Annotated in this window: 8 protein-coding genes; 1 reads left to right on the forward strand and 7 read right to left on the reverse strand. The window is 49.0% G+C overall.

Features of this window, described 5'->3' with window-relative positions; all coding sequences use genetic code 11:
- The 5 genes from U9P07_05180 to gdhA all read right to left on the reverse strand — a co-directional run.
- Positions 1–2,264 (reverse strand): FAD-dependent oxidoreductase (locus U9P07_05180; GenBank protein ID MEA2108796.1); only part of this gene is annotated, 2,264 nt, incomplete at its 3' end.
- Positions 2,265–2,486: 222 nt separating this feature from the next.
- Positions 2,487–4,142 carry a glutamate synthase-related protein gene (locus U9P07_05185; GenBank protein MEA2108797.1) on the reverse strand — a complete coding sequence of 552 codons (1,656 nt, stop codon included), beginning with the start codon at positions 4,140–4,142 and terminating at the stop codon, positions 2,487–2,489.
- Complete coding sequence (locus U9P07_05190; protein ID MEA2108798.1) at positions 4,103–5,236, reverse strand: glutamate synthase; 1,134 nt, start codon at positions 5,234–5,236, stop codon at positions 4,103–4,105. The genes U9P07_05185 and U9P07_05190 overlap by 40 nt, the downstream gene beginning before the upstream one ends.
- A 389-nt stretch (positions 5,237–5,625) precedes the next feature.
- Entirely contained in the window at positions 5,626–8,238 is a 2,613-nt protein-coding gene (locus U9P07_05195) for a PEP/pyruvate-binding domain-containing protein (GenBank protein ID MEA2108799.1), read from the reverse strand.
- Positions 8,239–8,352: 114 nt separating this feature from the next.
- Positions 8,353–9,693 (reverse strand): NADP-specific glutamate dehydrogenase, encoded by a 1,341-nt coding sequence (gene gdhA, locus U9P07_05200; protein MEA2108800.1) that lies wholly within the window; start codon positions 9,691–9,693, stop codon positions 8,353–8,355.
- 580 nt (positions 9,694–10,273) lie between these two features.
- On the opposite strand from gdhA, the gene carB reads away from it, so the two are divergent.
- A complete protein-coding gene (gene carB, locus U9P07_05205) occupies positions 10,274–13,474 on the forward strand; it encodes a carbamoyl-phosphate synthase large subunit (protein ID MEA2108801.1) in 3,201 nt (1,066 codons plus the stop codon).
- Between the two features lie 18 nt (positions 13,475–13,492).
- Here carB and U9P07_05210 read toward each other — a convergent pair whose 3' ends face one another.
- Together U9P07_05210 and U9P07_05215 are read right to left on the reverse strand one after the other, a co-directional pair.
- Positions 13,493–13,948 carry a hypothetical protein gene (locus tag U9P07_05210; protein ID MEA2108802.1) on the reverse strand — a complete coding sequence of 152 codons (456 nt, stop codon included), beginning with the start codon at positions 13,946–13,948 and terminating at the stop codon, positions 13,493–13,495.
- A complete protein-coding gene (locus U9P07_05215; protein ID MEA2108803.1) occupies positions 13,932–14,210 on the reverse strand; it encodes a type II toxin-antitoxin system RelE/ParE family toxin in 279 nt (92 codons plus the stop codon). Before U9P07_05215 ends, U9P07_05210 begins: the two co-directional genes overlap by 17 nt.
- Positions 14,211–14,351 lie beyond the last annotated feature (141 nt).

The raw sequence follows: 14,351 nt of genomic DNA on the forward strand, positions 1-14,351 counted from the left end.
ATGCAAAGATCATCATTGACCACATACTCATAGCCGCCATCTTCAGTTTCCTGGCGGGAAATGGCTCCCTGGTAGCAGGTCTGCTCGCAGATGCCGCAGTCACGGCAAAGTCCACAGGACATGCATTTTAAGGCTTCAGTATCGCCATCCTTGGGTTGGGACATCCGCTCCCGTTCATAATATTCCTGACCGATCAGAGCATAATCAATCATTTCATCGCTACGCTTTTGGGCTGGCTTTCCTTCCAGATCAGCCAGCACTGTTCTTGAAATCTGCAACCCGGCCCCCAGGGCATGGGTGATCAGCCCCGGTTTGTTGACATCACCGATGGCATACACTTTTTCCTCGCTAGTGTGTCCGTATTCATCCGCCTGGACATATCCCCGGAATAATTCTACCGTTTCCGGCAGGTACTCAAGCTCGGGAGATTCGCCGATGGAGATAAATACCACATCGGCATCCAGGTGACTGCCGTCCTTGAAATAGAGCTTCCCTTCCTTTTTGCTGTAACGGTCGGTGAATTTCGGGTAAACGATTTGAGTTCCCAGGGCCTGGGCCATTTGCTGTTCCTTGCCAAAGCTTGCCGGGGCCTGGATATCTACGGCAATTACCGCTGAAGCCCCCTGATTGTAGGCTTCACAGGCAATATCCATTCCCACATTCCCGGCCCCAATGACAATTACCTTTTTGTCTTTCAGGTCCATGGGGGTGCGGGCATTGATTTCCTTGAGAAAAACAATTCCCGGGATTACGTCTTCATAGCCGGGGAAGGGAAGCACTCTTGGCGCGTGGGCACCGGTAGCCAGGATGGCGGCGTCAAATTCGCGGCGAAGCTGGTCGTATTTTTCCCGGTTTATCGTAAAATCGGTATAAACTTCCACTCCCAGGGAGCGAAAACGATCAAGCTCATGGCTGAGAATTTCCCGTGGCAGGCGGTCTTCGGGGATGCACTGGTAAATCTTGCCACCCAGCTCGGCTTCACGTTCATAGAGGGTGACCTGGATGCCGGCCAGTGCAAGGTGCCAGGCGGCGGCAATGCCTCCCGGACCGCCGCCGATAACGGCAACTTTTTCTGTCCTCACCGGGGCTTTCTCCGGAGCTGGAATTTCCTGGCTGAGACCGCCCAGCAGGGCAATATCAACCGGCTCCCGCAACAGAACCCCGCGGCTGCAGGCATCCATGCAGGGGTTAGGGCATACCTGGCCGCAGACTGTGGCCGGCAAAGGAGAATATTGCAGGATGAGCTCAAGGGCTTCTTGGTGTTTTCCTTCCCGAATTAAATGGGTACGAACCTGGGTGGGAATTTCCGTCGGGCAGTTGTAGCAGCAGGGTGCCATAAAGCGGCCATTGTCCCAGGAAGGATAGTAGCGGCGGTCTTCCCCGGTAACAATATAAGGAATGATGCTACGTTCCACATCCAAAAGGTCGCCGACAATCCCGCCTTTACCGACTTCCTCATCCCAGGTCTGCAGGCGAAACTGCTCCATGGGCAGCCGCTTGCCACCTATATCACTCCGTTCCTCAGGAGAGAGTGCAACTATCTTCTGCCAGGCTGAACGGTCGGCGGTCAATTCTTTAAGAGAGGAAATCCGGTCGATGGCCATGAGGTATGGTTTGATATTAGTGGTCAACCATTCCCAGTCTGCATCCTCCAGCTCAGCAACTCGAACATCTCTGGCACTGTAACCGCTGGTTTGACCACGGTAATAAATGGTGCCGCCCACCATGCCGACACAGGGGCGGTAACCGAGGATGTTATCAGGGTGTCGGGGTTCTATACCGCAGACGACGGCAATGCCGCCGGCCTTGAATTCCGCGAAAGAATCCCCCACATCACGAAAATACCAGGACTGCAGCGGCTCAAAACGGGGATTGAACTTGGTCATGGTGTCACATCGGGCACCGCCGCTGCCCTGGACGTAAAGGATTCCCTGGGCCCCGGCGTTGTGGGCGCCATTGGCCACATCTCCCAGGACGGTAATTTTGGCGCCGCAGTTCAGCCAGCCGACATCATCGGAACAGGAGCCGTGGACAACAATCTCCGTGCCCATCATTCCCATACCGGCCAGCCGTTGTCCCACCGGGCCTTCCACGGTGATGGCTGTTTTTTCCGTTGCAGGCCAGATGCTGCCGCCAATACCATGCTGGCCGTCAGAAACAATCTTCAACTGGTGTTCACCACTGCGTACCAGTCGCTGGATCTGTTCTTCCAGTTTCTTGGAGCTGACCCGTTTTCCGCCCACTATGCCGTGTAATTCATACATGAAACTAATCCTTAGATGGTTTCGTAAGTTGGTTTTCCTGATTGTACGATTTTTTTCACAGAGACACTGAGAACTTTATATTTTCCATTTCATTTATCTCTGTGACTTTGTGCCTCTGTGAGAGTTATCCTATTTTTTCATTGTCAACCGATAACCTCTAATTACCGAAAGCTGATTGCTGACAGCTGAAAGCGTTCATCAGGAAATTTTTCCTGATGAACATTAACAGGCGTAATCTATCTGCAGCCGCTCGGCAATCTGGCGGTCGGAAACACTCAAGCCGTCGGACATGCCGATGGGCAGTTGGGTACTGCGACCCATGGGGGCGAAAATCTTTTTCAATTCACTGTCCGCGGCCTTGAAAACGTCAACCACTCGCTCCGCTACCAGGTCCGGATCCAGCCGTCGGTACAATCGAGGATTCTGCGTTGTAATGCCTTTGGGACAACGCCCGACGTTGCAGAGGTTGCAGCGGTTCTGTTCATCCCCCAGACAGCCGGCAGCCGCCTGCATGATATACTTGCCGCAGTCAACCCCTGAAGCTCCCAGCATGATCAGGGCGGCGGCATTGGCCGCCAGGTTCCCGGTTTTTCCGACCCCGCCGGCGGCAAAAAGCGGCAGTTCGTTTTGCTTGCCGATTTTTACCAGATTCAGGTAGCAGTCCCGCAGGTTTGAGGCGATGGGATGTCCCATTTTGTCCATGGAAACATTGTAAGCCGCCCCGGTACCTCCGTCTTCCCCATCAATAGTCAGGGCGCCGGCAAAAGGGTTCCGGGCCAGGTTGTTGAGAACCGCCAAGGCGGTTTTAGTGCCGGAAATCTTGGGATAGACCGGCACCCGGAAACCAAAGGCCATGGACATGGAGGTGATCATCTTGGCGACTGCTTCCTCAATTGAGTATTGGGTCTGGTGGGTCGGCGGTGATGCCAGGTCTACTTTCATCGGCACCCCCCGTACCTTGGCAATCAGGTCCAGGACTTTGAAGGCCATCAGCAGGCCGCCGTCTCCAGGCTTGGCTCCCTGGCCGTATTTGATCTCGATGGCTGCCGGATCTTCTTTCATCTGGGGGATGGCGTGGATGATTTCATCCCAGCCGAAATAACCGGAAGCAATCTGGAGGATAAAGTATTTTAAAAATCGGGATTTCAACAGCCGTGGCGGCATGCCGCCTTCACCGGTACACATAACCACCGGAATTTTTTCCACCTCATTCAGGTACGCGACTCCCATGGCCAGTCCTTCCCACATGTTGGGCGACAGGGCGCCAAAAGACATACCGCCGATGCGGATGGGGAAAATTTCCCGGACCGGGGGGACGAAAACTGTTTCATCCAACACTAAATCATCGTCCTTGACGGTCAGGGGCAGCTGGTCGGGAGAAATATTTCGACCCAGGAGCGTTCGGATGTGAAACTCATGCCGTCCGGCATCAAGGGCCGGGTCGGTAAGCATGGAAATGCGGGTAAATTTCAGTTTGTCCAGGGTAGAAGTATTGGGGTCGTTGCGCCGCCCGCCCCGCTTAAGGGGAACTCCACCCCGGTTCTGGTTGATCAGGAGTTTGTTGGCAGGATTATATTCAGGATAAATGGCCTCATTGGGACAAACCAGGGCGCAGATGCCGCAACCGACGCAGTAACGTTCGATGTCGGTGACCTGGCGGATGCCGTGATAGGTGGTCCGAACCGTGGCCGGCATCGGCAGGGAGCCTTCCGAAGAAACCAGACGCCTGACAAAGACTGCCGGCTCAATGGCCTGGTTGGGACATACTGAGGTACACCGGCCGCAGCGGCTACATTTGTCTGAATCCCAGTGAATGAAATACGGCAGGTCTTTTACGGTTAATTGACCGTTGACATCGAGCCGTGTTTTTGATTCCATACTTTTATCTCCTTAACTTCCTCATCTACCATAACCAGGTCATATTTCATCGGGAAGACATCCTTGCTGGTATCCCGGTCGGGAACCGCGGCATCCAGGCCGCAGACTTCAGACATCAGGGCATATTTGCCCGGGACTCCACCAACCGCTCCCGGGCGCAGCTTCTCGGAGTCCTGGGTCATAAATATAGTGCCACTCTGATCAAAACCTATAATACAGTTGGGCCCATCAATCGTCAGTGGTCGCAATACCTTCTTCAGTACTTCGATGGCCTTGCGGTCGGATCGTTCTCCCATTTCCCGGTCGAATAACGGAGTGATGACATCTTTATAATATTTTAGCGGAAATTTCAGTTCATGACGGAGGTAATGGAGGATGTGGGTGAAAACTTCACTGTCGCTGCTGTAACCCACATAACCGGGGATGCCACGACCGGTTAAAAAATCACGAATGGGAACAAAAGCGGTGTTTTCCCCATTGGTCATCGTCCCGTTTCCCTGGATAAAAAATGGATGGCAGGCGTAAAGATTGATGGCGTAATTGGTATTCTGGCGTCCCTGAGCCAGAACGGTTTTGGCCAGCAGGGGTTTTTTATCTAAGCCGAAAAATTCACCTACTTCCAGTGGGTCACCCACTTCCTTCAGAGTGATCATGTCCGGCCAGAAGGAAAAGACATACATGCTGTCATCGGCAAGTCCCATATTGCGGAGTTCCAGCCTGGTTTTAATGAGCAGTTTTTCCTTGGTTTCCTGATCAGTGTCTTCAGCCCAGTCCGGATAATCATATGCCCGGGCAAAGTAGAAATCCCGCTTCTTGATCGACATCCCTTTTTCCAGGCTGATGTTTGGTGTCCACAGGTGCTTGGTTCTGAAACCCAGTTTAACCATGAACTCATCCAGAATGGGGATTGATTCTTTTGAACAGATTCCCGAAAGGATAGGATTTTCCTTCAGTTCCTCGAATTCCCCACCCAGGTTGCGTAAAATCAGTCCAAGTCCGGAGCCGTCATGTCCTTCTTTCATAGTTTCCAGGGCCATGATGTTTTCCATCGGGGAGAAATACTCATCTGCAATAATGGCGCTCAGCCGGCACATATGTTGCTCCTAATTATAGGTTGTTGCTTTCGTGAAAAGTTGAATAAATTATATTACCTGATTTGGCGTCCAAGCCGGCCAAAATTCAGATGATATACTGCCCAGGAAAATTATTCATGCACGCTTAACGAAAGGTCACAATATGTAACACATTTTCAATATCTGAAAAACAGATATTTTCGACTCACAGCAAGGTTGGAATCATGGATCGTTATGTAGCTTAAATTTCTTGAAAATCGGTCTTGACAATAGGGTCCACTTTAGTTCCGGCGGCGATACCGGCATGAGCCCCCTGGAATATGAGGGTTGAAAAATCCAACAAAAAAGCGTGGTGCGAACCAGAAACGATTAGCACCACGCCTATTTAAACTCTTAAAATCGACAACTATTTAGTTTTTTACTTGGTAAACAATCCCCTTCTGATTGAGGGTATTGGCGTGAAAAAACAGACTCGATAGTGCATTATCTATATCTGAAACATGGATTGCCTGGGCGATAGCATCATTTTTGTTATATATTTTAGAGAGGACATTGCTGCCCTGTAGAATCAGTTTTTCATTCAGCACATAGCCTTCATCTCCAGGATAGATCCCGATATAGACAATCCCCATTTCAACCAGGTCGTTAAAAAAATGGGTGCCCAAAGAAATATCGGGGGTCAGTTTTTCATGCATGGTGACAAGTTCGCAAAGAACCGAGGCATTCCTTATATCGTTAAAGGAGATCGGCACACCCAATTCCGGCATTTTACTGCCCCAACGTCCCGGTCCGACCAGCATAACGTTTTTGTCGTCAGGCAGTTCATTGGTTAAATCACCGATTAGACTGGCGACCGAAAAACGTTCTGAAGTTGTCAAAGTACTATATTTTGACGGTATTATGTAAATAATCCGGTCGATTTTCTGAGCTACGGCTTGTCCTATAATAGGTCCTGATGTCTTAAGAAAAATATCTTTTTCCTTGATGTTTTCAGGCAATTTGGCACCGCTGGTTTTAACATTGACCTGAAATGGCCGACACTGAAGCAGGTTGATCCGATAGGAGTCGTCACTGGAAAAATTTATGGCAAACTCAATATCAACCGGATAATCATAGGCTGTGGCCAGAGTTTTGAGCATCTCCCTCATATCGTTAACCAAGTTTGTCTCGGTAAAGACATTTTTAAACGTCAGCATCCAGGAAAAAATGTTTTGAACACCATGCTGCCGGGCTCGCTTTTCCATTTCGCGATCACGCACGGCAAAAAGTTCAAGAGGAAGTCCGGGAGTTGATTTGGCTACAGTTTCAAAATCCGTGCTCGTATGTATGTTGTTTTTCAGGTCTAGAACATCAACAACATGCTGACTGTACCTGTAGACATCATCGGCGCTGGCTTCCGGACGTTTTAAAGGAGCATTGAGTGCAACAATGCGAGTATATTCGTCATCATGCTGATCCACGGCCCGAGTGCCAAGGCCAAATACAAGTCGCAAAACCCCATCTGATGGATTAATCTCCGGATCCCAGACAAAAGGATTGAATGAGTATCCCACACCAGCTAGTTGGGGCAGGTAGAGGTTTTCATAGAAGGCCCCGGACACTCTCTGCACCAGCAGGGCCATCTCTTCGTTCCGGTCCCATAATCCCCGGTGTAAGCGATAGGTCAGGACATCTTGACTCATCGAACTTGCGTAGACTGTACGCACTGCATCCTTGAATTGTTCTAATCGTTCTTTAGGTGTACCCTGGTTGACGCAAAAAACGCTTTCGTATTTACCGGAAAAAGCATTGCCGTACGCATCTTCCAAGAGACTGCTTGAACGTACGATTATCGGTGATTGACCGAAATAGTTCAGTATCTCCGCAAACTGATCAATTATATCCCGCGGGAATTTTCCATTCAGGAGTTTTTCCCTGATCTTTTCTGCTTCAACGTAGGGATCATCAGATGTTTTCATCTGGTGTCGTTCCCACCAGCATTTATTATTGATCACGAAAGAATAGAAGACATCGGCTCCGATAAAAAAAGAGTCGTGAATCTCCATGAGTTGATCCCACTTAGGGTGGGCGTTTTTAAGAATAGCTCGAGCCAGAAGCATCCCGGTTGATTTCCCGCCAATGAGCCCGGTACCGATCATGCGTTTACCGATGGACACAAGGTCGGAAAGTTCAAAATGCTCTTCGCACAGCTGGGAGACGGCCTTGCTCCGGGTGACAAGCATCTTGATCAGCTGCTTTTGGAGAGACTTGTTATTCTTAGTCGAACTCCGTTTCTCCTGGGTTGAGCATGCAGCCTGTGCCTCTTCCAAAATTTTCATCCAGGTGTCGCGACGGGCAAGATTGCCATCAGTCCATGGTTGTGGAGTAGTGGAGAGTATTTCAGAAACGATGGTACTCTGGGTCACCGGTTCGAAATTACCCCCTTCCAGAGCATGGAGCATGTACATGGTGGACGTATGACGTCCCTTGACCTTCAAGGGGAGGATATAATCCTTGCCATTACTTCGGTACAAGTCGAGCACGACCTGGGCCGTGGAGTGGATAGCATTGATTGAATGAGGCGTATGTCGATTGCGTATCAGGGCGAAATATGCGACCGTTTGTGAAGTGAAGAGATAAGGACAGGCCATCTTAAAAAAATTGCCCAGAACCCGGTCGCTGTACCAGTCCTTTGCCAACCCGGATAGACAGTCAAAGACGTAGCACACACCATGTTTACCACTTTTCTCGACGACGTTGAGAATTTCAGTAATAAATTGCTCGAATCCGGCCTTTGCATTCAGGGTATGTACTTCGGCTTCAAACTCATCCGGTACAAGCGCCTCGTGAGACGCAAATCTGAAATATACAAGTTTTTTTCTGTCGCGATGCACCCATCGACAAAAGGCGTGTACAAAAGGCATTACATCCTTAAGATTATCAACCTGCCAGACAACATTATCACCCGCAATTATCCCCTGAAGCATCTCGTCAAGGGCCTCGATTCCAGAGCTGAACACCGGCTTTAATGTTGCGTTACACATGATTCGATTACCATCTATTGAAATGGTTTATTAGTGCCTTAAGCCTGAAAACCTGTATAAAAAACAAGAAAATAAATTGCCAAAGTATTTATGCTGTAAAGGGCAAAGCCGGCCTTAAACAACTCCTTGGTCAAGCATAGCATCCGCTACCTTGACAAAACCCGCGACATTAGCACCGACAACATAATTGACGTAGCCATCTTTTTGCTTGCCGTACTTTACGCAATTTTCATGTATATTTATTTTGATCTGGCGTAGTCTCGCGTCAACTTCTTCACGAGTCCAGGCCGTCCTGATGCTGTTCTGGCTCATCTCAAGCCCTGAGGTAGCAACACCGCCGGCATTGGCAGCTTTACCGGGTGCATAGAGAATTCTGGCGTCCTGAAACACTTTGACACCATCCGGGACGGTCGGCATGTTAGCCCCTTCACCGACTGCGAAACAACCGTTTTTAACCAGTGTTTGCGCATCTTTTTCATCAATCTCATTCTGCGTAGCACTGGGAAAGGCTATATCACAGGCAATTTCCCACGGCCTTTTTCCGGCATAATATTTACAACCTTCAAGAAGCTTGGCGCATTCACTAATCCGACCGCGCTTGACGTTTTTAAGTTCAATCACAAGCTGAAGATCTTTCTCAGTCAAGCCCTCCGGTTTGTGAATAAAACCGTTGGAATCCGACAGGGTTACCACCTTGGCCCCGAATTCCAGAAGTTTTTCAGTTGTATACTGGGCCACATTACCGGAACCTGAGACGACACAGGTTTTGCCTTCAAGGTTTTCTCCTCTGGTTTTCAGCATTTCATGAACAAAATAGACACAGCCGTAGCCGGTAGCTTCAGGCCTGATCAGGCTGCCGCCCCAGTTTCTACCCTTACCCGTAAGCACACCGGTAAACTCGTTGCTCAGTCTTTTATACTGACCGAAGAGAAAACCTATCTCACGTGCTCCGACACCTATGTCACCGGCCGGAACATCCGTATTTTCACCAATATGCCGGAAAAGTTCGGACATAAAACTCTGGCAAAAGCTCATAACTTCCGTGTCTGATTTCCCCTTAGGATTGAAATCAGAGCCGCCTTTGCCGCCGCCCAAGGGTAATGTGGTCAAACTGTTTTTGAAAACTTGTTCAAAGGCCAGAAATTTAAGGATACCCAGGTTAACGCTGGGATGGAAACGAAGCCCGCCTTTATAAGGACCGATGGCACTGTTCATCTCGATCCGGTAGCCGACATTTACATGTACCTTCTGTTTGTCATCAAGCCAGGGCACCCTGAAAATCAGTACTCTTTCGGGAACAATCATTCTTTCTATAATATTTGCCTCTTCGTACTGGGGATTTTCTTTTAAAAACGGAGCTATAGACTCAGCTACCTCTTCAACCGCCTGATGAAATTCGATCTCTCCAGGATTTTTGCGAACAACCACGGCCATAAACTCTTTTACGCTCCTCATAGTTTTTTCCTTTTTAATATGTAGGTTTTCAAATTTGAAAATACATTCTGCGGCAACCTTTTGCCGTATTAGCATGAAAAATTGTTTTCTTCAATTACTAAAACTCTTTGCAGAATGTCCCCGGGTGTCCGCCGTGAATCACCAATGGGGGACAGTTTTGAAAACCATCCACCCCAGGCGGCCAATACCGCTATGAGCCAAACCCGAACATCTGGTAATGGTTACCCGGCAATACAAGTCAGAAAGTTGAGTGAAGGTGTTGGTTTAAGTGTTAACAAAAAATCGCTGACTATTATAGTCCGTCCTTTTTTGTCAAAAATAAGCAAAAAATCTTTTAATCCGGATTTATGTTTTATTGAGTTTTGTCAAGGCAAATGCTATGTTGCAGGTTATTATCTAAGTGAAGCGATTAGCTGTTAGCCATTAGTTTTAGTTGAGGAAAGTTAAGGTTTTATGTTAATGGAATGCGGGTCCAACAGCTGCCAGTTTTTAACAGTAAAATTCCTGTAAACATTAAGCTAATAGCTAACCGCTAAGGGCTAACCGCTCAATTTGATTCTGTTTAGGGGGGGAAGTGTCGATGCCAAAACGTGAAGATATCAACAAAGTAATGATTATTGGTTCAGGTCCGATCATCATCGGGCAGGCCTGTGAATTTGATTATTCCGGTACCCAGGCCTGTAAAGCCCTGCGGTCCCTGGGCTATGAGATTGTACTGGTCAACTCCAACCCGGCGACGATTATGACCGATCCCGGGATGGCGGCTGTTACCTATATTGAACCCCTGAATCTGCGGACCATAGAGAAGATTATTGCTGCCGAGCGACCTGACGCTTTGTTGCCGAACCTGGGTGGTCAATCGGCTCTCAATCTTTCTTCGGAATTGGCCGGTGCCGGCATCCTGGAAAAATACGAGGTCAAGGTTATCGGGGTGAATATCGATGCCATCGAAAGGGGCGAAGATCGAACCGCCTTTAAAAAAACTATGGACAGCCTGGGAATTGAGATGCCGCGAAGTACGGCGATCAACCGGGTTGAGGACGCTGAAAGGGTAGCCAAAGAGCTTGGTTATCCTGTTGTTCTCCGACCGGCATATACGATGGGCGGTACTGGTGGCGGAATGGTGTATAACGTTGATGAGTTGCGGACCATCTGTGCCCGTGGATTGGCCGCCAGCCTGGTGAATCAGGTTCTGGTGGAGGAGTCGGTTCTGGGTTGGGAAGAACTGGAGCTCGAAGTGGTGCGTGATGCCAAAAATCAGAAAATTACCGTTTGTTTTATTGAAAATGTTGATGCCATGGGAATTCATACAGGTGATTCTTACTGTACGGCACCCATGTTGACGATTGCTCCTGAGTTGCAGAACCGCCTGCAAAAATATTCCTACGATATCGTTGAGGCCATAGAGGTGATTGGAGGCACCAATGTCCAGTTTGCCCATGACCCTGAAACTGGTCGGGTGGTGGTGATCGAGATCAACCCCCGTACCTCACGCTCTTCAGCGCTGGCTTCAAAAGCTACCGGTTTTCCCATCGCTTATGTTTCCGCCCTCCTGGCCGGCGGCCTGACTATGGATGAAATTCCCTACTGGCGGGACGGTACATTGGAAAAATACACCCCTTCCGGGGATTATGTGGTGGTCAAATTTGCCCGCTGGGCTTTTGAGAAGTTTGCCGGCGTCGAGGATAAACTGGGTACCCAGATGCGGGCGGTCGGCGAGGTGATGAGCATCGGTAAAAATTATAAGGAGGCGTTCCAGAAGGCGATTCGCTCCCTTGAAATTGGCCGCTATGGCCTCGGATTTGCGAAAAATTACCATGATCTTCCGCTGGAAGATCTATTGATGCAGCTGCAGGAACCCAGCAGTGAACGGCAGTTTATTCTTTATGAGGCTCTACGTCAGGGGGCAACAGCCGAACAACTGTATGCTATTACCCATATTAAATCCTGGTTTATCGAGCAGATGCGGGAACTGGTGCAACTGGAGGAACAGGTACTGCAATACAAAGGGAAGTCGTTGCCTGATGATCTGCTGCGCCAGGCAAAAGAGGATGGTTTTGCCGATAAATATCTGGCCCGGATTCTTGGAGTTGCCGAAGAGGATATTCGCCAGCACAGGATAAATCTGGGTATCTGTGAAGGCTGGGAGCCGGTGCCGGTGAGCGGGGTTGAAGATGCGGCTTATTATTTTTCAACGTATAATGCTCCGGACCAGGTTGAAGTCAGTAACCGGCGCAAAATTATGGTTCTTGGCGGGGGGCCTAATCGAATTGGCCAGGGGATTGAGTTTGATTACTGCTGTGTTCATGCGGCATTCTCCATCCGCGAAGCCGGCTACGAATCGATCATGGTCAATTGTAATCCGGAAACGGTATCTACCGACTATGATACTTCCGATAAACTTTACTTCGAACCCCTGACGGTTGAAGATGTTTTGAGCATTTACGAAAAAGAGAGGCCAGAAGGTGTGGTTGTCCAGTTTGGTGGCCAGACACCGCTGAATATTGCCAATGAACTGGAGGCTGCAGGGGTGAAAATTTTAGGAACGGCTCCGGAGAGCATTGATCTGGCTGAGGATCGGGACCGTTTCCGGCAAATAATGCTTAAACTTGGTATCCCCCAGCCGGAATCGGGAATGGCCAGTACTTTGCCTGAAGCCCTGGAGATAGCTGCAAACATAGGTTATCCCCTGATGGTTCGGCCCTCTTATGTGCTGGGTGGTCGGGCGATGGAAGTAATTCATGATGAAGATATGCTGTGTCACTATGTCATGGCCGCCGTCGATGTTTCACCGGAACGGCCGATCCTGATTGATAAGTTCCTGGAAAATGCCATCGAGGCTGAGGCCGATGCCATTGCTGACGGTACTGATGCCCTGGTCCCGGCGGTAATGGAGCATATTGAGCTTGCTGGTGTTCATTCCGGGGATTCGGCCTGCGTTATTCCTCCGGTCAGTATCCCGTTGAAACACATAGAAACCATTGAAGAGTATACCAGGAAGATTGCGGTTGAACTGGGGGTGGTCGGTTTGATGAATATCCAATATGCCATCGCCAACGATACGGTATACATTCTGGAGGCCAATCCCCGGGCATCTAGAACCGTCCCTCTGGTTTCAAAAGTCTGCAACATTTCCATGGCCAGCTATGCAACTGAAGTCATGCTGGGGAAGAAACTGGCCGATTTAGGCTTGGCGGTAAAACCTATTGCCCACTTCGGGGTCAAGGAGGCTGTTTTTCCCTTTAACATGTTTCCTGAAGTTGACCCGGTTCTGGGTCCGGAAATGCGGTCTACCGGCGAGGTGTTGGGGATGGCTGATTCGTTCGGCATGGCTTTCTTCAAGGCCCAGGAGGCTACCCAGTCAGTCCTGCCTTTAGTGGGGAACGTCTTGATTACGGTGGCCGAGCGGGATAAACCAGGGGTTATTGCCGCGGCCAGGCAGTTTAGTGAGCTGGGATTTAAAATTCTGGCCACCGAGGGAACCAGCCGTTTCCTGCGGCAACAGGGGATTGAAGCCACAGAAATTTTGAAATTGAAACAGGGGCGTCCCAATATTATCGATTCCATAAAAAATAGTGAAATCCAGTTGATTATCAATACCCCCAGGGGCAAAAGCAGCCATGAGGATGATTCTTATATTCGCCAGGCGGCAATTAACTACAAGATCCCATTTATTACCACTCCAGCTGCCGCTTTGGCGGCCGCCAAAGGGATAGCGGCGCGGAAAAAAGGCGAGGCATTGGTGAAATCCCTGCAAAGTTATCATAAAGAGTTAGGGTGATAGGAACAGATTTCAAATCTATCTCCGGTTATCAGTAATTCCTGCCAGATATTCCAGGATGGATTCCATGGACTGATTGATGCGATTGAAACGTTCCTCCCCTTGGAGGATGGTTTCTGCATCCTGGACAAAGGTATCAGGTCGGAGATCGTCAGTGGAGTTCTGTACCAGGGAAGCAGCGCTTTCCATTGTGGTTTCCAGATGGAACTGAAGTCCCAGAACCCGGTCTCCCAGGATGAAAGCCTGGTTCTCACATGCCTGGCGGTGCATAAGGTGGACGGCTCCTTTGGGAAGGTCAAAGGTGTCGCCATGCCAGTGGAAAACGTTCAATCCATTAGGAAAATCATTAGCGATCGGGGATTTACTTGTTTCCAGGGTGGAATAGACGGGAAACCGGGTTAGGACCAGGTAGCAATGGGGAGGAGAAAAGCGACCAGGAAGCATACTGTTTTGATATTCATTGATAGATCTCATGGTGAGGACCGACATTTACCAAAATGATTTCTTGTTCTATAAAATAAAATTCCAAAGTGATGCGGTAAGAAATATTGATGGACACCGAGTGTAAATTATTTAATTTCCCTTTCAATCGATGCAATCTCAGCGAGGGATGTTGAGGATTTATCTCTAGTATTTTGAGAGTTTTTTCATACTGGGATATCAGCTCTGGATGTTTTTTGAAAAACCTCTTTGTTCTTCTTGTATAGCTGTCGGTGTAAATAAGTTTATAACTCATTTTTCAGCCGTTTTATATGTTTTTCAACCTCTTCGCTAACAAATTTGCCGGCCTGATAATCGGCCCTGGTTTCATGTAACGCGGCTTCAAGCTCACATTCACGAAGAAAGTTATAATGTTGCATATTCATAACCACAAATT

The organism is Pseudomonadota bacterium (genome assembly GCA_034660915.1).
In the GTDB taxonomy this organism is placed as follows: Bacteria; Desulfobacterota; Anaeroferrophillalia; order Anaeroferrophillales; family Anaeroferrophillaceae; genus DQWO01.

Coding starts and splice junctions, on each gene's coding strand:
- U9P07_05185 (MEA2108797.1), bottom strand. CDS start 4,142: ATGGAATCAAAAACACGGCTCGATGTCAACGGTCAATTAACCGTAAAA.
- U9P07_05190 (MEA2108798.1), bottom strand. CDS start 5,236: ATGTGCCGGCTGAGCGCCATTATTGCAGATGAGTATTTCTCCCCGATG.
- U9P07_05195 (MEA2108799.1), bottom strand. CDS start 8,238: ATGTGTAACGCAACATTAAAGCCGGTGTTCAGCTCTGGAATCGAGGCC.
- gdhA (MEA2108800.1), bottom strand. CDS start 9,693: ATGAGGAGCGTAAAAGAGTTTATGGCCGTGGTTGTTCGCAAAAATCCT.
- carB (MEA2108801.1), top strand. CDS start 10,274: ATGCCAAAACGTGAAGATATCAACAAAGTAATGATTATTGGTTCAGGT.
- U9P07_05210 (MEA2108802.1), bottom strand. CDS start 13,948: ATGAGATCTATCAATGAATATCAAAACAGTATGCTTCCTGGTCGCTTT.
- U9P07_05215 (MEA2108803.1), bottom strand. CDS start 14,210: ATGAGTTATAAACTTATTTACACCGACAGCTATACAAGAAGAACAAAG.